This is a genomic window from uncultured Devosia sp., from assembly GCF_913055165.1.
Lineage (GTDB): Bacteria > Pseudomonadota > Alphaproteobacteria > Rhizobiales > Devosiaceae > Devosia.
Genome location: NZ_CAJXJS010000042.1, coordinates 15,279 through 32,621, shown reverse-complemented (window position 1 = coordinate 32,621; position 17,343 = coordinate 15,279). Strand labels below are relative to the sequence as shown.

Here is a 17,343-nt window from a genome sequence, read left to right as displayed (position 1 = left end):
TCCCGGCGTTCCCGAGACGGCTTTCGTCTCAGTTTTTTAGTTTCAGGGACGATGGCCGTCTCGGGACTCCGCTCTTTTCTTCGAAACCGCGAGGCTCATGGCCGGGCGGCGCACAGTCATGGCCGCTCGGCACCCAACGCCAACGGCACCGCCCTACCCCACCAGCGATTTGGGCGGCCGCATCTTGAGCGACCACAGCACGCAACCAATTGCCAGTAGGCAAGTCACGGTCGAGGAGAAGAACGCATAGGCGCCGAAAAACTCCACCAGCACGCCGAACACGATCAGCGCCGTCATTGCCATGCCCATATTGAGCATATTGGCAAAGCCCTGGGCCTCGGCCGCATTGGCCTCATTGGTCCAGTTGGCAATGAAGTGCACTACGCCAAAATAACCCATGCCGAAGCTGAACGCATGCAGCGACTGGGTCAGGAACAGCACCTCCACCGGCGGATTGAAGGCCATAATGGTGAAGCGGATGAGCCCGGCGACGGCGCCGACCAGGATCATGTTGCGCGCCGTCACCCGCCCCCCAAAGCGCCGCCACGCGAACATCAGCACCGCTTCCCCCACTGCCGCAAACCCCAGCAGCGGCCCGAGGAAATAGCTGGGGATGCCGTTTTCGTGCCAGATCAGCGCCCCGAAACCACCAATGACGGCATTGGAGGAATTGACCAAAGCGAACGCCAGCAGGGGCAGCACGAACCAGGGCTGCAGGGAGTCACGCAGCCGGCTCGGCTGGGCAATCGTGTTAGGGGCAGCATCCGCAAGCGTAACCTGCGGCTTGGGCGCCCGAAAACGTGGCAGCAGGAACGCCAGCCCGGCCCGCGCAACCACCATGATTACATAGAGCGTTACAAAAGCGCCCGATCCCAATGCGTTCAGGAACAGGCCCAATCCACCCGCGCCAACCACATAGCCCACGGTCGCCCAGGCGCGGATCACCCCGAAATCGGTGCCATTGCGCCGGGTCATGCGCACCGTGGCGGCGTCGATCACCGGGGCCACCAATCCATTGCTGGTGGCGCAAAGCCCCCAAATCAGCAAAATGCCCCAGAATTCGGACACGAAATACATCGGCAGTGCCGTCAGGGCCGAGACAATCGATATGCCGATCAGCGCCGTGCGCCAGTCGTCGGCGCGGTCAGCCACGCGCCCCACAATCATGTTGAGCAGCAGGAGCAGCAGCGTGGGCAAGGCGTTGATGATGCCGATCTGGTCGGCGGGAATACCGTGTTCGCTCAGCCAGATGCCGAGGAAGACAGAGGCGACGCCGCCGGGCAGATAGACGGTAAATTGATAAATGGAAGCGCGCAGCTCGGGCGAATCCAAGCGCGAAAAAGCCGAAGGCATGAAATTGAACTCCCGGCGCAGAGGCGCGCCGCGTGTCCTTACCTGACTCGGATGACTTTCGGAGGCAAGGGCAATTCTGTGCCAGTTCGCCGCCAAACCAATATTTGGAACGTTCTAGATGGCCTTTGCCAGTCTTTGGGCCGCATGAATTGGCGCGAGTGCGGACACAAACTGTTGCGCACTGGCCGCCCAGGTAAACTGCTCACCAAGCGCCCGTGCATGCAACCGCTCCAGGGTGAGCGAGCGGCGCACCGCCAGCCCCAGATCCTCGCTCAGCGTCCCTGCTCTGGGATCGGTGACGATATCGCGCGGCCCGGTCACCGGATAGGCCGCAACAGGCGTACCCGACGCCAGCGCTTCGGTCAGGACATTGCCGAAGGTGTCGGTCCGGCTGGGGAACACGAAGACATCTGCACTGCGATAGGCCGCGGCCAGCGCCTCGCCATGCAGGTAGCCGGCAAAATGCACCTCTGGATAGAGACGCTCCAGATGCGCGCGCTCGGGCCCGTCACCCACCACAATCTTGCTGCCCGGAACATCGAGCGCCAGGAAATCCGCCACGTTCTTCTCCGCCGACACCCGCCCCACATAGAGCAGATGCGGTCCCGGCATTTCGGTGAACATGGACCTCTCACCCAGGCGAAAGCGCCGGCCATCAACGCCCCTGCCCCACAGGCTCAGATGGGTAAATCCGTGCCCACGCAATTCATCCCGCAAGGACGGCGTTGGCACCATCGTGGTCACGGCCGGATCATGAAACCAGCGCAGGAAGCCATAGCTCCATTCCTCAGGAACCGGCAGTCGCGCCGCCACATATTCTGGAAAACGGGTATGCAGGCTCGTGGTGAAGGCCTTGCCGCGCTCGAGGCAGTAGCGCCGCGCCAGAAGCCCCAGCGGCCCTTCGGTGGCGATGTGAATGTGATGCGCCCGTGCCCGCACCATTGCTAGGAACACAGACCGGCGCGAGGCCAGCGACAGGCGGATCTCCGGATAGGTCGGCACCGGCACGGTCCAGAATGGCTCTGGGGTCAGGAAACTGACCTCATGCCCCCATTCGCGCAACTGCTTGGCCAGGCTTTCGAGCGTTCGAACGACGCCATTGATCTGGGGACGCCAGGCGTCGGTGACGATCAGTATGCGGCGACAGGAGAGCTTGGGATCAATGTACATGGCGGCACCACGATTGCTCGCAATGCCCACATGCTGCGCCAGCCACGCGTCGCCAGCGTGACGGTCATGTGACGTTCAATTGACGGAACTACTGACCGGAATTCTGGCGCAATTTCTGCTTTCGGCCTTCGCCTGTGACCATTTCGGTCCATTTGATCAGCTCGAACGCGCCGTCGTGATTCTCGACAATTGCCGTGCAGCTCTCCACCCAGTCGCCGGTATTGATATACTGGATGCCCAACCGGTCATGGATATCGGCAAAGTGGATATGGCCGCAGATCACGCCGTCTACACCGCTCTCCCTGGCCTCATGCACCAGTGCCTCTTCGAAGCGGCCGATGACGGAGACCGCGTTCTTGACCTTCTGCTTGGCCCAGGCACTGAGCGACCAATATTGCAGCCCAAGGCGCCGGCGCACCCAGTTGATCGCGATATTGACCCGCAGGGCTGCGTTATAGGCCCAATCCCCCACATGGGCGAGCCACTTGGCGTTCATCACCACCACGTCGAACTGGTCGCCATGGATCACCAGATAAGTCTTGCCGGTCGCCGAGGTGTGGATGGTCCGGTCCACCAATTCTATTTCGCCGAAATAAGTGCCCAGATATTCCCGCAGAAACTCATCATGATTGCCCGGCAGATAGACGATCCGCGTTCCGGCCGTCGCCTTGTCGAGCATGAGTTGGATGACTTCGTTGTACTGGGCCGGCCAATGCCACTGCTTGGCCAATCGCCAGCCATCGAGAATGTCGCCAACCAGGTAAATCGTCTCGGCATCATGCGCACGCAGGAACTCGGACAGTTGCGCACTGCGGATCGGCTTCATGCCCAGATGGACATCGGACAGGAAAAGCGCCCGTACGCGTCTGATCTCGCGGTCTTCCGACATCAGCCTGGGGCCTCCTCGTCACGGTGCCCCACCTTACCGGGTGCAGGCCACGGTGAAAACACGAAGGCGAACAAAGCCGGGGAAATCGGGATCACTGCAGCCGTGCCTTGAGGTCAGCAATGCGCTGATAGCTCTCGGCGATACGTTTCGCAAAGGCGCGATCGACCGCCGCCTCCGCAAGCAAGATGTCGAGAACTTCTCGCGCAAGGCCAGGTCGGTAATCAGCCGTATTGGAGAAGAGCAGGATATCCATGCCGGCGTTGACAGCCATCACCACGGTATCACGGAGGGAATAGTGGTCGCGGATGGCCCCCATTTCCAGGTCGTCGCTGATCACGACCCCATCGAAGCCCAACTCGCTGCGCAGCACACCGCCGATCCAGCGTGGGGATAGCGAGGATGGAGTCTGCTCGCCACTATCCGCATAGTCGGCATGGTAGAGATGTCCCACCATCACCATGTCGACGAGGCCTATTCCGATCAGTTCTCGATATGGCTCCAGTTCCTTGGCGGACCAGCTTCGTGTGATGTCCACAAACCCCTCATGGCTGTCCGCGGTGGAGGATCCATGTCCGGGGAAGTGCTTCAGGGCCGTTACGAGTCCCGCGGCGTGATGCGCCCGAATAAAGGCGGCATCATAGGCCGTGACAACGGCTGGATCAGCGGAAAAGGCCCGCCCGAATCGGGCGATGATCTGATTGTCCGGGTTGGTGTTAAGGTCCGCAACTGGCCCAAAATTGACCGAGAAGCCCTGTTCGGCGATGCCACGGGCCATGCGCGTGTATATGGCCTCGGCCTCTTCGGGGCTATTGCGGGCGGCGATAGTGGCCGCATTGGCGATCTCGTCAAACCCTACATCCTTGGTCAGCCGCTCCACCGCCCCGCCTTCCTGGTCGAGTGTGATGAAGGGCGGTAGGCCGGGCGATGCCGAGCGGAACAAGGCATTCATCTCGCGGACCGCCGAGAGGCTCACAACGTTCTTCTTGAGAAACATCACACCACCCAGCCGCCCGGCCGCGAGGTCACCCGCCACCGCCTTGACCCCGGAATCTTGGGGGCCGTCACCTTCGAAGCCAACAATGATCATCTGGCCGGCCATCTGCTCCAGCGTCTGGGCGTGAACGGGCATCGAAAAAAGAGCAAAGGCGAGGAAAAGGGCAAAGAAGCGCGGCAAGTCGGACACCGGAGGTGGGAATCGGTAGTGCACATTGCCCAGCAAATCGGGGCGAGACAATGTTTGCTTCCAGGAACCAATAGGGCGGCAACCTCACAGTCGCCGCCCCATGTTGTCGGGTCTGATGGCTGGCGATCAGGCCGGCTTGTTCTGGCGGTTCGCGATCAGGTCATCCACGACCGAGGGATCGGCCAGCGTGGATGTGTCACCCAGCGCACCAAAGTCGTTCTCTGCGACCTTGCGCAAGATGCGGCGCATGATCTTTCCCGAGCGCGTCTTTGGCAGACCGGGCGCCCACTGGATGTAATCGGGCGATGCGATCGGCCCGATTTCCTTGCGCACCCAGTTGCGCAATTCGGTGCGCAACTCGTCGCTGCTCTGCTCGCCGGCCATCAGCGTGACATAGCAGTAGATGCCCTGCCCCTTGATATCATGCGGGAAGCCGACGACAGCCGCCTCGGAAACCTTGGGATGCGCCACCAGAGCGCTTTCGACCTCGGCGGTACCGAGGCGATGGCCGGACACGTTGAGCACGTCATCGACGCGACCCGTAATCCAGTAATAGCCGTCCTCGTCGCGCCGGCAGCCGTCGCCGGTGAAGTAATTGCCCTTGTAGGTCTCGAAATAGGTCGAGACGAACCGGCCATGATCGCCCCAGATCGTGCGCGCCTGGCTGGGCCAGCTATCCTTGATGACCAGGACGCCCTCGGCCTTGGTCTGGTCCTGCACCTTGCCTTCCGGGGAGAGCACTTCGGGCTGGATGCCGAAGAACGGCTTCGTCGCCGAACCGGGCTTAGTCGGGATAGCGCCGGGGAACGGCGCGATCATGTGACCGCCAGTCTCGGTTTGCCACCACGCGTCAACGATCTCGCACCGGCCCTTGCCAACCTTGTTGTAGTACCAGAGCCAGGCTTCGGGATTGATGGGCTCACCCACGGTGCCAAGCAGACGCAGTGACGGCATCTCGTGCTTGTCGACATACTCCGCACCCGCACCCATCAGCGCCCGAATGGCGGTTGGAGCTGTGTGGAAGATGTTGACCTTGTGGCGTTCCACAACCTGCCAGAAGCGGCTCGCATCGGGCCAGGACGGGATGCCCTCGAACATGACCGTCGTCGCACCATTCGCCAGCGGGCCATACACAATGTAGCTGTGGCCGGTGATCCAGCCGACGTCGGCGGTGCACCAAAAGACATCGCCCTTGCGATAGTCAAAGCTCAATTCGTGGGTGAGCGAAGTATAGGTGAGGTAGCCACCCTGGGTGTGCAGGACACCCTTAGGTTTGCCGGTCGACCCCGACGTATAAAGGATGAAGAGCGGGTCTTCCGCATTCATCGGTTCCGGATCGTGGAACGGCTCGACACCGGCGGCCGCCTCGTGCCACCAGACATCGCGCGTGCCCTTCATGGGCACATCGGCGCCGGTATTGTGCACCACCAGCACCTTGGAAACACCGGGACAGTCTTCCAGCGCTTTATCGACATTGGCCTTGAGCGGCACGGTCTTGCCGCCGCGGCGCCCCTCGTCAGCCGTAATCACCACCGCCGAGTCGCAGTCATTGATGCGGCCGGCCAGAGAGTCAGGAGAAAAGCCCCCAAAGACCACGGAGTGCACCGCGCCGATGCGGGCACAGGCCAGCATGGCATAGGCGGCCTGCGGGATCATGGGCAGGTAGATGGTAACGCGGTCACCCTTCTTCACGCCCAGCGACTTCAGCACATTGGCGCAGCGGCAGACCTTTTCGTGCAGCGTACGGTAGGAAATGTATTCGGCCTGGTCATTGGGATTGTCGGGTTCCCAAATGATGGCGATGTCATCGCCGTGCTCCGCCAGATGCCGGTCAATGCAGTTGGCGGCGACATTGAGAACACCATCCTCAAACCACTTGATCGATACATTGGGGTACTCGAACGTGGTGTTCTTGATCTTGGTGGGGAAAGTCACCCAGTCGAGGCGCTTTGCCTGTTCGGCCCAGAACCCATCCGGGTCTTGTACAGACCGTTGGTACAGCGCGTCATATTGCTCGGCCGTGGTGTGGGTGCGCGCGATCGCGGCCGCGCTTGGCTGGAATAGGAGCTGGTCGCTCATCGTCTTCCTCCCTTATCTCTCCCGAGATTTGTTCTAATGTTCCGCCACCATGGCGGCAAGGGTCAGTACCTGCGACTTAATGGGTATTTCCGGCAAGGGCATATCTCCAAACGGCAGGGGCACCTGCCGTTAACCGCGGTCCGCTAGGCTAGCTGGTACTACACTGTCGGAGGAGCTTGGCAACATGGCCGAAATGACCATCCGGGCCGCAACCCATTCGGACATCGACCTGGTACACCGCGAACTCAGCGACGTCATACTCACCTCGCCGCATTACAATGATCGCTTCAAAGAGCACGAGGCCGGACGCCTCGACAAGGCCTTCCTCAAGGGGCTCCTCGCGATCGACCCCTGGCACATCATGCTGATGTGCGCCGACGGCGTGCCTGGCGGGGCCATGGTCTCCGGCCCGGAATGCGGATCGATCTTCCGCTATTGGAGCTGGGTTTTCCCGAGCCATCGCCGGACCAAGCTGGGCCTCTTCGGCATGCGTCAATTCGACGAGCATTGGGACAATACCCGCTTCCACAAGGCCTACACCTTCGTGCGCCCTGACAACGAGGTCGCCCGCGCCCTGCTCAAACGCTACGGCTATCAGGAAACGGCCCTGCTCGCGCAGCACATTTTCGGGCAGGACTATCTGTTGATCGAAAAATTCTACACCCGGCCCGATGTGCCTTACGACAGCGGCTATGTCGGCAGAATGGGACGACTCAAGAACAGGTTGAAGGATCTTGTCGGCCGCTGAAGACCTTATTCGGCCGCCACCATCCGACGGGCTCTGAACCACTGAAGGATCGAGACATCGATTCGTGCCGTCCTGAGCGCGATGCCCCATAGTGCAACCGACCACACCGAAATGGCGATGATAGCGGCCAAGGCGGCGCCCACGAGGTGAAAGGCCGGGACAAGCACGAGGTTGCCAAAGAACAGGGTCGCCATGCCCAGCACTACGGCAGGCAGGCTCGCCCAGGGACGATCATGAATGGACAGCACCATTGAGGCCGGCCCCATGACCGAGCGGACGACCAGCGCCAGGCACAGAATCGCCAGAGGAGTAGCACCGGCAACGAATTCTGTTCCGAAGAGCAGGAGCGCGAATGGCGCCCCTACGATCACCAATACGAACAGAACCAAAGAGACCACACTGGCCGCCAGATTGGCCTCGCCCACCTTGCGATGGAATGCCGCGCGATCCGAATTGGCCTCGCTCTCAAACATATCGGGCAGGATCACCGCATAGACCGCCGCGACGCCGAATGAAACCAGTGAGAAGATGCGCGTACAGACGCCGAAGATGGCAAGCTCTTCCCGGTCCAGCAGATTGGCGAGCAACAATAGGTCAATGTCGAAGAAGAAATCGGTTGCCAGGGTGATCAGCACCCACGGCGCTGCGAACCGCCACCACCGCGGCACTTCCGGGGCTCGAGTATCGGCCCGTTCGCCGACGCGTGGAAGGGTTGTGATCACAAATCCCATGTGAACCACAGCAATGGCCACATACCCGAAGGCAGTAACCCAGAGCATGGCAGCGAAGGCGTCCGACGGCGTATTGATAAGTGCTGCGCACGCCAGCACAGTTCCCAGCACCATCATCGGCCGGAAAATACCATCGGCAAAAAAGCCGGCGAACGGTCGTTTCAGCCCGACCAGTACCGATCCATTGACGTAGACCAGAGCAGTGGCCAGAGCCAGCAAGCCGACGGGAACGAAAAAGGCGGCTATGACGTGGTTGCCCAGTCCGAACCAGGCCAATATCAGAGGCCCCGCCAGCATCAGGGCCACAAAGACCAGCCCCACATGACCGTAGGCGCGGAACAGAAACGCAATCAATTGCCTTCGGTCGTTGCGGGCGCGGTACTCAGCCGCAAAATAGGTGCCGATGGTCTGAAAGCCGAGCGGCATGGCGACGGCGATAAGATTGACCGCGGCAATGACCAGAAGGTAATCGCCCAGCACAGCCGCGCCCCAAGCCTGGGCAATGAAGGCCTGGACGAGAAAGATCAGGCCGGCACCGAACAGACGCCCGCCGAAAATTATGGTGGATTGCGACGCCAGCCGCCGCGCCAGGCTCATCGGAATTCTTCAGGCAGCGGTGCAGGGGCCTGGTCGGGCTTGGCCCTGGAGGGTCGCAGCATCTCAACACGCCTGCGCACTTCGTTATACGCTTCGCGCGCCGCAAAGGCCCCTGCCCCCAGAGCGTAAGCCACGGGTCGCGATGCATAATTGGCAACGGGAGGCACCGGCCGGATGAGCCCCGCATCACCCACCATGCCTTTCTTGAATTGATGCAGCCCCTGAAAGCCGTCAGTTCCGCCCAGGTCATACCAACTGGCCCGGGTGTGGTCACGCAACCAGCGGATGATGTGCCAATGCATGAAATACCCCGCGCGCAGTGGCAACGCGGAATCATTGCTGGCGCCATAGAGGTAGACGGCGCGATCGCCCGCCTTGAAGATCAACGCACCATAGACAACTTCACCGCCATGGCGGACGAAGAACAGCTCTGGCCGCAGGGGTTCATCCAGCGTCATGAGCGCATCGAGCGTATCGAAGGCCGAATAGTCCGGAAATTGCTTGCGATCGCTCATTGCGACATAGAGGGCCTTGAACTCGTCCAGCCGCTCGGGACCAGCATGCTCGAAATGCAAATCTGATTTCTCAGATTTGTTCAGCTGGCGACGCCATGTCTGACCGAAACTTTTACGCTGCGCATCGTCGGCAAGGCGCAGATTGACCAGATACCTATCGGGGAAACGCAGGACCGCGCCACGCCTGAACCCGCGCTCTCTCAGCGTTTGGTATTCCTCGTTCCCGTCACCCACACTGGCGTGCGGCAGGACGGACAGCATCATGCCCCTGGCTTCAGCATATTCGGCCACAAGGGCTTCAATCATACCCTGATAGAGCGCCGCCCGATCCTTGGCGCCCGCATCAGCCAGCATCGGGCCCCATTTGATGATGGCAATCTTTGCGAGGCCGAGCGGCAGGCTCTGAACCATGACCAAGGCACCACCAACGAGACGTCCATGGCGCTCGAACAGACGTGGTTCTGGTGCCACGCCAGGCCAGCGGATCGAGGCGAACGCAAACAATTGCTCCTGGCAGATGCCATCGAAACCGGAAATTGCGGCGTCCCATTCGCGTCCATCGACGGGGCGGGACGTCACGGCAGGGCTCGCGCCGCGGCCAGATGCCACCACGGGCGCGTCTGGGCGATGATGTGCAATTCCGGCGGAGACCGACATGGTTCTGCTTCCGACTGACTACGATCAGCCGGAAGCTAGTCCTGCCAGGTGAGTAAATCCCTATCCGCGCTGAGCAAATGCCGCAAACCTTTGACCTTGGTTACCAAAGCCTATCGTGTTTGCGGCGCCGCGACGCGCTCAGTGGCCAGCAACGGCGGCACCCACCGCATGTGGCGTATAGAGGAAGGGAATCTCGGGGATCGAGACAAAGGCCCCCAGCCCCTCCAGCGTCATGCGGAGTGCCACGAACAGGATGATGACCAGACCAATCCAGGCGATCCAGCGGTAGCGGTGCAGCAGGCGCGCGATGAAGGTTGCCGCCACGCCCATCAGAACCACCGACAGGGCCAGCCCGAAAATCAGCGCCTCGAAGTGATGCTGAGCCGCGCCGGCAACGGCCAGGACGTTGTCCAGGGACATGGAGACGTCAGCGATGATGATTTGTGTAACAGCTTGACGCAGGGTCTTGCGCGGCGCCTTGCCCGCAACCGTGCCGTCGGCATTAATGTCGGCATCCGACAGCGCCTCGGTGGCCTCCTCCTCCTCTTCGTCGGAGATGGTGAGCTCGCGATACATCTTCCAGCAGACCCACAGCAGCAGGATACCGCCCGCAATCAACAGGCCGCCGCCCAAGGACAGCAGCTGGGTAGTGACCAGTGCAAAGGCGATGCGCAGCAGGGTCGCGGCGAGAATGCCGATGAGAATGGCGCGGCGCCGCAGGTCCGGTGCGAGACCGGCCGCAGCCAGACCGATCACCACGGCATTGTCGCCCGCAAGGACAAGGTCAATCAGAATGACCTGCAGAAGAGACGAGAAGAAACTGGGATCGAAGCCGAACATGTCGTGTCCTTGCGGCCATTGTCGCGGAAGCTGACACGCTGCTACTTCCAGCCAAGGCGCACTTCAAGCGGATTAGTCGCTCCTAAGACTAAAAGTGCAGAAAACTGGGGGATTTTCTCGCTATTTGACAGGCTGGTGACAGATAGGACGGGTAGCGCCCCTTCCCGCGGCGAAGCAGCGCTACGTTCCATAGTCACCCCTTCTGGGGAAGCGCTGGGGTTGCTCCGAACATTCCTTCCGGAGGCGGGCCGCCATTGGGCGACATCATGCCGCTAGCGCGGCGCTCGGCCGTCAGATCGATGGATATGGTGACCGTGCCCGCATAGCCGCCAACCGGATCTCCTGTCATGGTCAGGGTCTGCTGCGCAATCTCCTCGTCGCTGTTGTCGCGGAAGACATTGTCGGTGGCGACTGAAATGCGACCAAGATTCGCCGTGCCATTCGAATAGCGTGGATCTGCCGCATATACTGCGGCGCACGGTGCCTCGGGCAGAGCAATTTGGGCAGTGAGCACAGAAGCTTCGCCGCTCACGGCCGCCGAAGGACTCTCGAACACCTCGAAATGCATGTGCGGCCAGCGCCCGTCGTAGCAACCAGGCACAATGGTGGTAAAGCGCACCTTACCCTCGCCATCGGCCACGCCGACTCCACGGAGGAAATTGGCATCGGCAATGTCGTAGAGCGAATATTGTCCGATGGTATCGCAATGCCAGAGATAGATGGCGTAGCCTTCCAGCGGCGTACAGCCATCGACATTGACCAGCGTCAGCTCGATATCGAGCTGCAGGCCATCGGCGACCTGCATCAGCGTACCAAATGAAGTTCGGAGGTCCTGCCGGATAACCCCCTGCTGGGTCAGCGCGTTGACCACCTGTCCGTCCTTCACATTTGTGCCGTCCGCCGGGTAGGGTCCAGCCGTCTCCCACGGCAGCGCGACGCATTCCAGCGCCGCGGCAGCACCACCGGTCAGCGAGGCCAGCCCAACGCCGCCCATCAAGCCAAGCAGCCGGCGCCTGCCGAGCATCATCGGAAGGTCATGGGCAAAGCCCAGGTCGTGGTCATGGTGGTCTTTGTGAAAGGACATCGAGAAGCTCCTTGCTGATAGCGCCGTCAGATGGACCGCGCAGGCAACAGGCCGCGCGGGACAGGAGCTCTATAGAAAACCCGACGTTGCCGGCTCATATCCGAGGCATGAACATTTCGACAGAATTGCCAAAGTGATTCAACGCACCCCCGCAACGGGCTTGATCTCTCTCGCAATTTCACTGGAAGGCTTTGGTGGGTGCACAAGGACTCGAACCTTGGACCCGCTGATTAAGAGTCAGCTGCTCTACCATCTGAGCTATGCACCCGGGGGCTTGAAGCGCCTCGGCACCAAAGTGGCGCCTCTCTATCAAAGGGTTTTGGAGCTGTCCAGCACTCAAAGCCAGAATGTGTGCAAAACTGTCATGCAGCTGTGCTGGTGGTGGCAACCCGGCGCATTGGCCGGGTTGGCCGTTTTGTCAGCGCGAGTTCCTATAGTCGCTCAATTCCACGACATTGCTGGCCTGGTGCGCCGGCTCAGGGCGAAAATCGTCCATGAGCCCGATTGTCCTTTCGATGATGTGGCGGAGCTGCCGTGACCGCTGATCCGAACCCTGGAGGATGGTTGCGGCGCGCTGCAGATGGTCACGAGCAAGCACGTAGGTTGGAGGCAATAGCTCTCTCCGTCTGGCAGAAAAATGCATGAAGAATCACCGTTACCGGCCCATCGAAGTTGAACCTTCATAGTTCTCCACTTCTTGCCAGCTTGCCGCGCATTCAATTCAAATTAACGCAGCATGCTCTGCCTCAGCGAATGCCAGGGCGACCGGGGCTCTGCGGCCGGTGGAAACCGCTTGTGCTTGTGTAGAACTGTGCGAAGCAAGGGAGTCTGGTTCTCCCAGGGTGCCTTCGGGACCGACTCAAGAAAGCAGGGCTTCGTCTCATCGTTGCGAGTCTGTCAGGCTGGAAAGCTGCGCCTTTGCCGCTAGTATGGTAACGAAATCGTAGCGCAGAGTTCTACAGTGCCCCACCCCCCGTTTACGCCCATCGTCGAAGCGTTGCCCGAAACAGTTCCGTTTGTTGGGCCGGAAGCGATCGAACGCCGAACCGGCATTCCAACACGCGCCCGCATCGGCGCCAACGAATCCGGCTTTGGCCCCAGCCCGAAAGTCATAGCCGCCCTGCGCGACGCAGCGCCAGGCGTCTGGACCTATCCAGACCCGGAAAACTTCGCCCTGCGGGAGGCATTGGCTGCGCATCTGGGAATCGGCAACGACGAGATTGCGGTCAGCGAGGGCATCGACGGCCTGATGGGACTGCTCGTGCGGCTGTTCATTGCGCCTGGAGACGTAGTGGTCACTTCTCTGGGTGCTTATCCAACGTTCAACTATCATGTCGTTGGTTTCGGCGGTGATCTGCGCTTTGTGCCCTACCAGCGATATCACGAGGATCCCGAAGCGCTCGCCGCCATGGCGCGCCAGACCAATGCGCGCATGGTCTATCTGGCCAATCCGGACAATCCGATGGGATCATTCTGGCCGGCCGCCGACATTGAACGGTTTATAGAAGCGGTACCGGAGACCTGCCTCATCGTTCTGGACGAAGCCTATATGGAGACGGCGCCAGACGATTTCCCGCGGATCGATACCAGCCGCCCCAATCTCCTGCGCCTGCGCACCTTTTCCAAGGCTTATGGCCTCGCAGGGCTAAGGTGTGGCTACGCGATTGCCAATCGACGCATCGCAGGCGCATTCAATCGCATCCGCAACCACTTCGGGGTCAACAAGCTGGCACAGGTTGCCGCCTTGGCGGCCTTGGACGACCAGGCCTACCTGCACCAAGCGGTCGAGTCGATCGCGGCGGCGCGAACACGCATCAGTCGCATCGCCAATGCCAATGGCCTTACCGCCCTCCCCTCCGCCACCAATTTCGTGGCCATCGATTGTGGGCGGAACGGCGCCTATGCGGTGCGGGTACTGGAAGCCTTGGGAGAGCAGGGCGTGTTCGTGCGCAAGCCCGCGGCACCGGGACTGGACCAGCATATTCGCATCAGCGCCGGTCCGGACGAACAGCTCGACATTCTGGAGCAGGCCATGCCGCTGGCTCTCAGAGCGGCTCAGGGTTCGCCGTAAAGGCCCACCACTGCCCTCAGGGGGCGATGGTTCGATCCGATGCTGTCGCCTGTCTCCAAGTGTATCAGCTGCGCCGACCCGCGGGTAAACATGTTATCAATCGGGACGCCGAGGGGCCCGAGGCGAACCGGCCAGGTCGCGGGTTGCCAGGGTCCCGGTGCCAGATTCTGCCGTTCACCGATACGAAGCAGCGTCGACGACCAAGAGGCGGCATTGAAGTCTCCAGCGAGCACCAGCGGGCCATCAATCCCCTCTAGCACGCGATTGATGTGCCAAAGTTCTGCCTCCGAAATCCCGTCGTAATGCGGCTTGGTCAGATGCACCCCGACAATAGTGACTGATTGGCCGTCGAGATTCAGCTTCCCGATCACCAACCGCTGACGATTGAGTGGTGGCAGGGTCCGTACCTCGACGGATTCAAACGGAATGCGGGAATGCAGCGAGATATCGCACTTTCGGGGGTCGTCGCATCCTGCCCTATGCGGCAGCGCCTGAGCCAACCGCTCCAGATGCTCTTCGATGCCGGGCGTTTCCATGATGAGGGCGACATCTGGCGGGTCGGCTACGATCGCATCGACAAGTTCCGTTGATGTCCGGTTGCCGGTCAGCACGTTGAAGCTGAGAAATTCGAACTGAGTGAGGGGCGCTCCACTCGGCTCAAAACGGCGGTTCTGGAACTCCAGAACATAGCGCGCATCGTGAACCGCAACAGCCAGCACAACCAGCATCAGCGCGCCGCCTCGCCAACGCGCGCCCAGCGTCACAATCAGCAGCGCCAGGACAAATCCGGCGGCGAGGATGTGAAACCGCAGGCTTTGCAGCAGCAGCTCGCCCGGGAAACCTGGTTGGAACTGGATCAAGGCGAGGACGACTAACAGCAATCCGCCCAGGGTCAGTAGACCGCCTCGAAACTCAGCTTTCCCCAGCATCCACCAACCCGCCGTCTCTTCAGAGCCGCTCAGGCTAGATCAGCTTTTGTCCGCATCGGCAAGGCCACCACCGGATGGGCAGCCTTGCACTTTTGCAGGTTGGCATCGTGTGGCGTGAGCCAGGATCCACAGGGCCGCTAACCGGCCAAGGCACCCTGCGCCGAGGCACCCCGCTCGATCATCACACGATTGAGCGCATTGAGGTAGGCGCGGGCAGAGGCCACCAGCGTATCCGGCTCCGCAGCATTGCCCGAGGCGATACGACCGTTCATTTCAAGCCGGACATGGGCCGAGGCCTGCGCATCGGTGCCACCGGTCACGCCATCCACGGCATAGAGAACCAGATGCGGGTTCTGCCCCGAGGCCGCCTTGATGGCGTTGAAAATGGCATCGACCGACCCTGTGCCCTCGAAGGAAACGCTTGAGGATTCACCATCGATGGTGACGGTCAGGTTGCAGCGGTGCACCCCGCCGGTCTTGGAGACAACCTCCATATCGACGAGCCGTATCCGATCACCGACCGAGCCGACTTCGTCATCCACAAGGGCCACGATATCCGCGTCGTAAACATGCTTCTTGCGGTCGGCCAGATCCTTGAAACGCTGGAATGCTTCCTGGAAGGCATTGTCGCCCAGTTCGTAACCCAATTCCTTGAGCTTGTCCTTGAACGCGGCGCGGCCCGAATGCTTGCCCATGACCAGCGTCGTTTCCTTGATGCCGACACTGGCAGGGGTCATGATTTCGTAGGTTTCGGCGTTCTTCAGCATGCCATCCTGATGGATGCCGCTCTCATGGGCGAACGCGTTCTTGCCCACAATGGCCTTGTTGTACTGCACCGGGAAATTCGAAGCGGCTGAAACGATCTTGCTGGTCCGCGACAGCTGTGTGCTGTCAATTTCCGTGTAGTAGGGCATGGCGTCACCGCGGGTACGCAGTGCCATCACCACTTCTTCCAGCGCCGCATTGCCGGCGCGCTCGCCGAGACCATTGATCGTGCATTCGATCTGCCGGGCACCGCCCGCCACGCCCGCCAGAGAATTGGCCACGGCCATGCCGAGATCGTCATGACAGTGCACTGAGAAGATGGCCTTATCGGCGCCCGGAACGCTTTCGATGATCTCCTTGAACATCCGGAAATGCTCTTCGGGCACGGCATATCCGACCGTATCGGGCAGATTGATCGTAGTCGCCCCGGCCTTGATAGCCGTTTCCACGCACCGCTTGAGAAACTCCATCGGCGTGCGTGTCGCGTCCATGGCCGACCATTCCACATCGTCGATGAGGTTGCGGGCTTGGGTGACCGTGCGGGCGATGATCTCGATGACCTCGTCTTCGGTCTTCTTCATCTGATGCGCCAGATGGATCGGCGAGGTGGAAACGAAGGTATGGATGCGCCCCTTGCGGGCGTGGCGAACGGCCTCGCCGGCCCGGTCGATATCGGCGGTGATGGCGCGGGCCAGACCGGCGACCGTGGCATTCTTGACCTGCTTGGCCACGGCCACCACGGCTTCGAAGTCACCGTTGGACGCGATCGGGAAACCAGCTTCGATGATATCGACGCCCATCTCGTCCAGGGCCTCGGCGACCTGAAGCTTTTCCTCCAGGGTCATGGTAGCGCCGGGCGATTGCTCGCCATCGCGCAGGGTGGTGTCAAAGATGAAGACGCGCTCTTTGTTGCTGTCGACGGACATTTAGTTCTCTGTTTCCTATCGGCCCGAAAGCGAAAACCCGCTGGACCGGACATGTTGTAATGTTCGGTTGCTGCCAAAATCCCCTGACGACCCGCTCGCTAGTCCGAGCTGCCGGTAATCAGGGGCTGATAAGAAGGAGAAGAAGCGCCGGAAGCAGCAGCAGGCCAGCAGCCAGCACCAACCGGGCCTGGATAGCCTGGGTCTGTGCGATGGCAATGGCTTTTGCGCGGCGGCGCTGCATGAGTACGCTCTGGTACGGCTTCAATTGCGAAAGACAATGCGCCAAGCCGCTGCCCGGTGCAAGGGTAGCCTCGTGAATTATGTTACTTTTTTCTGCTTACCCGAACGCAAACACTGCCGAGAGTAGAACGCCGAGGAACGCGACTGCCGTGAGCTTGTGCGCGGTATCGGCCAGCTTGCCCGCTTCCGCATCGCCGCCCTGTGACTTTTTGAACTGGATACCGCCATAGATGATCGCCGCCAGCATCACGGCGACCAGCACCATCTTGACCCAGAACCAGACGGATGCGCCGCCCAAGCCGCCATATTTCATGAACATGATCAGCGGCCCGGTGATGAGCAGCGCGACCATTGCCACCTTGCCCACCTGCGACAGGGTGTTCATCACCCCAAAATAGGCGGTGCGCTGGTCCGGCGTTGCCGCAGCCAGACGCCCACCAATGACCGGGCCGACCACTGAATTTGAGCCGCCGGCAATGAACGCGATGATATGCACCCAGATCAGGAGATTGATGACGACGTCCATCGTCCGACCCTCTTGCTGCTGTTCCCCAGTGCGATACTAG

Annotated in this window: 15 protein-coding genes and 1 tRNA gene; 2 read left to right on the top strand and 14 right to left on the bottom strand. The window is 60.9% G+C overall.

What is annotated here, in order from left to right; genetic code table 11:
• Nucleotides 1-153: 153 nt before the first annotated feature.
• From QZ564_RS13505 to acs, 5 genes are all read right to left on the bottom strand, one after another.
• Nucleotides 154-1,353 (bottom strand): MFS transporter, encoded by a 1,200-nt coding sequence (locus tag QZ564_RS13505; RefSeq protein WP_297110799.1) that lies wholly within the window; start codon nt 1,351-1,353, stop codon nt 154-156.
• 114 nt (nt 1,354-1,467) lie between these two features.
• A complete protein-coding gene (locus QZ564_RS13500; protein ID WP_297110796.1) occupies nt 1,468-2,523 on the bottom strand; it encodes a glycosyltransferase family 1 protein in 1,056 nt (351 codons plus the stop codon).
• An 88-nt stretch (nt 2,524-2,611) separates the two neighbouring features.
• Nucleotides 2,612-3,412 carry a UDP-2,3-diacylglucosamine diphosphatase gene (locus QZ564_RS13495; protein ID WP_297110793.1) on the bottom strand — a complete coding sequence of 267 codons (801 nt, stop codon included), beginning with the start codon at nt 3,410-3,412 and terminating at the stop codon, nt 2,612-2,614.
• A 91-nt stretch (nt 3,413-3,503) separates the two neighbouring features.
• Entirely contained in the window at nt 3,504-4,646 is a 1,143-nt protein-coding gene (locus QZ564_RS13490) for a glycoside hydrolase family 3 N-terminal domain-containing protein (protein ID WP_297110790.1), read from the bottom strand.
• A 75-nt stretch (nt 4,647-4,721) separates the two neighbouring features.
• Nucleotides 4,722-6,674 carry an acetate--CoA ligase gene (acs, locus tag QZ564_RS13485; RefSeq protein WP_297110787.1) on the bottom strand — a complete coding sequence of 651 codons (1,953 nt, stop codon included), beginning with the start codon at nt 6,672-6,674 and terminating at the stop codon, nt 4,722-4,724.
• Between the two features lie 184 nt (nt 6,675-6,858).
• Here acs and QZ564_RS13480 point away from each other — a divergent pair, with 184 nt between their 5' ends.
• On the top strand, nt 6,859-7,422 hold the full coding sequence (locus QZ564_RS13480) for a GNAT family protein (protein WP_297110784.1): 564 nt from the start codon (nt 6,859-6,861) through the stop codon (nt 7,420-7,422).
• Nucleotides 7,423-7,427: 5 nt separating this feature from the next.
• Here the strand turns inward: QZ564_RS13480 and QZ564_RS13475 are convergent, their stop codons facing one another.
• The 5 genes from QZ564_RS13475 to QZ564_RS13455 all read right to left on the bottom strand — a co-directional run bounded on the left by QZ564_RS13475 (nt 7,428) and on the right by QZ564_RS13455 (nt 12,114).
• Nucleotides 7,428-8,750, bottom strand: coding sequence for a polysaccharide biosynthesis C-terminal domain-containing protein (locus QZ564_RS13475; RefSeq protein ID WP_297110781.1), 1,323 nt, complete (start codon nt 8,748-8,750; stop codon nt 7,428-7,430).
• Entirely contained in the window at nt 8,747-9,844 is a 1,098-nt protein-coding gene (locus QZ564_RS13470) for a GNAT family N-acetyltransferase (protein WP_297110779.1), read from the bottom strand. The genes QZ564_RS13475 and QZ564_RS13470 overlap by 4 nt, the downstream gene beginning before the upstream one ends.
• A 216-nt stretch (nt 9,845-10,060) precedes the next feature.
• On the bottom strand, nt 10,061-10,762 hold the full coding sequence (locus tag QZ564_RS13465; protein WP_297110776.1) for a YjbE family putative metal transport protein: 702 nt from the start codon (nt 10,760-10,762) through the stop codon (nt 10,061-10,063).
• Between the two features lie 193 nt (nt 10,763-10,955).
• Nucleotides 10,956-11,846 carry a hypothetical protein gene (locus tag QZ564_RS13460; protein ID WP_297110773.1) on the bottom strand — a complete coding sequence of 297 codons (891 nt, stop codon included), beginning with the start codon at nt 11,844-11,846 and terminating at the stop codon, nt 10,956-10,958.
• Nucleotides 11,847-12,038: 192 nt separating this feature from the next.
• A tRNA-Lys gene (locus tag QZ564_RS13455) sits at nt 12,039-12,114 on the bottom strand.
• A gap of 693 nt (nt 12,115-12,807) precedes the next feature.
• Between QZ564_RS13455 and QZ564_RS13450 the strand changes: the two genes are divergently transcribed.
• Entirely contained in the window at nt 12,808-13,917 is a 1,110-nt protein-coding gene (locus QZ564_RS13450; RefSeq protein WP_297110769.1) for a pyridoxal phosphate-dependent aminotransferase, read from the top strand.
• Here the strand turns inward: QZ564_RS13450 and QZ564_RS13445 are convergent.
• From QZ564_RS13445 to QZ564_RS13430, 4 genes are all read right to left on the bottom strand, one after another.
• On the bottom strand, nt 13,902-14,846 hold the full coding sequence (locus QZ564_RS13445; RefSeq protein ID WP_297110766.1) for an endonuclease/exonuclease/phosphatase family protein: 945 nt from the start codon (nt 14,844-14,846) through the stop codon (nt 13,902-13,904). The two genes, QZ564_RS13450 and QZ564_RS13445, sit on opposite strands and share 16 nt — an antisense overlap.
• A gap of 137 nt (nt 14,847-14,983) precedes the next feature.
• Nucleotides 14,984-16,537 carry a 2-isopropylmalate synthase gene (locus QZ564_RS13440; protein ID WP_297110763.1) on the bottom strand — a complete coding sequence of 518 codons (1,554 nt, stop codon included), beginning with the start codon at nt 16,535-16,537 and terminating at the stop codon, nt 14,984-14,986.
• A 118-nt stretch (nt 16,538-16,655) separates the two neighbouring features.
• A complete protein-coding gene (locus QZ564_RS13435) occupies nt 16,656-16,778 on the bottom strand; it encodes a hypothetical protein (RefSeq protein ID WP_297110759.1) in 123 nt (40 codons plus the stop codon).
• A gap of 96 nt (nt 16,779-16,874) precedes the next feature.
• Nucleotides 16,875-17,303 carry a hypothetical protein gene (locus QZ564_RS13430; protein WP_297110756.1) on the bottom strand — a complete coding sequence of 143 codons (429 nt, stop codon included), beginning with the start codon at nt 17,301-17,303 and terminating at the stop codon, nt 16,875-16,877.
• Between the last annotated feature and the right edge of the window lie 40 nt (nt 17,304-17,343).

Coding starts and splice junctions, on each gene's coding strand:
- QZ564_RS13480 (WP_297110784.1), top strand. CDS start 6,859: ATGGCCGAAATGACCATCCGGGCCGCAACCCATTCGGACATCGACCTG.
- QZ564_RS13500 (WP_297110796.1), bottom strand. CDS start 2,523: ATGTACATTGATCCCAAGCTCTCCTGTCGCCGCATACTGATCGTCACC.
- QZ564_RS13460 (WP_297110773.1), bottom strand. CDS start 11,846: ATGTCCTTTCACAAAGACCACCATGACCACGACCTGGGCTTTGCCCAT.
- QZ564_RS13465 (WP_297110776.1), bottom strand. CDS start 10,762: ATGTTCGGCTTCGATCCCAGTTTCTTCTCGTCTCTTCTGCAGGTCATT.
- QZ564_RS13440 (WP_297110763.1), bottom strand. CDS start 16,537: ATGTCCGTCGACAGCAACAAAGAGCGCGTCTTCATCTTTGACACCACC.
- QZ564_RS13430 (WP_297110756.1), bottom strand. CDS start 17,303: ATGGACGTCGTCATCAATCTCCTGATCTGGGTGCATATCATCGCGTTC.
- acs (WP_297110787.1), bottom strand. CDS start 6,674: ATGAGCGACCAGCTCCTATTCCAGCCAAGCGCGGCCGCGATCGCGCGC.
- QZ564_RS13435 (WP_297110759.1), bottom strand. CDS start 16,778: ATGCAGCGCCGCCGCGCAAAAGCCATTGCCATCGCACAGACCCAGGCT.
- QZ564_RS13445 (WP_297110766.1), bottom strand. CDS start 14,846: ATGCTGGGGAAAGCTGAGTTTCGAGGCGGTCTACTGACCCTGGGCGGA.
- QZ564_RS13495 (WP_297110793.1), bottom strand. CDS start 3,412: ATGTCGGAAGACCGCGAGATCAGACGCGTACGGGCGCTTTTCCTGTCC.
- QZ564_RS13505 (WP_297110799.1), bottom strand. CDS start 1,353: ATGCCTTCGGCTTTTTCGCGCTTGGATTCGCCCGAGCTGCGCGCTTCC.
- QZ564_RS13475 (WP_297110781.1), bottom strand. CDS start 8,750: ATGAGCCTGGCGCGGCGGCTGGCGTCGCAATCCACCATAATTTTCGGC.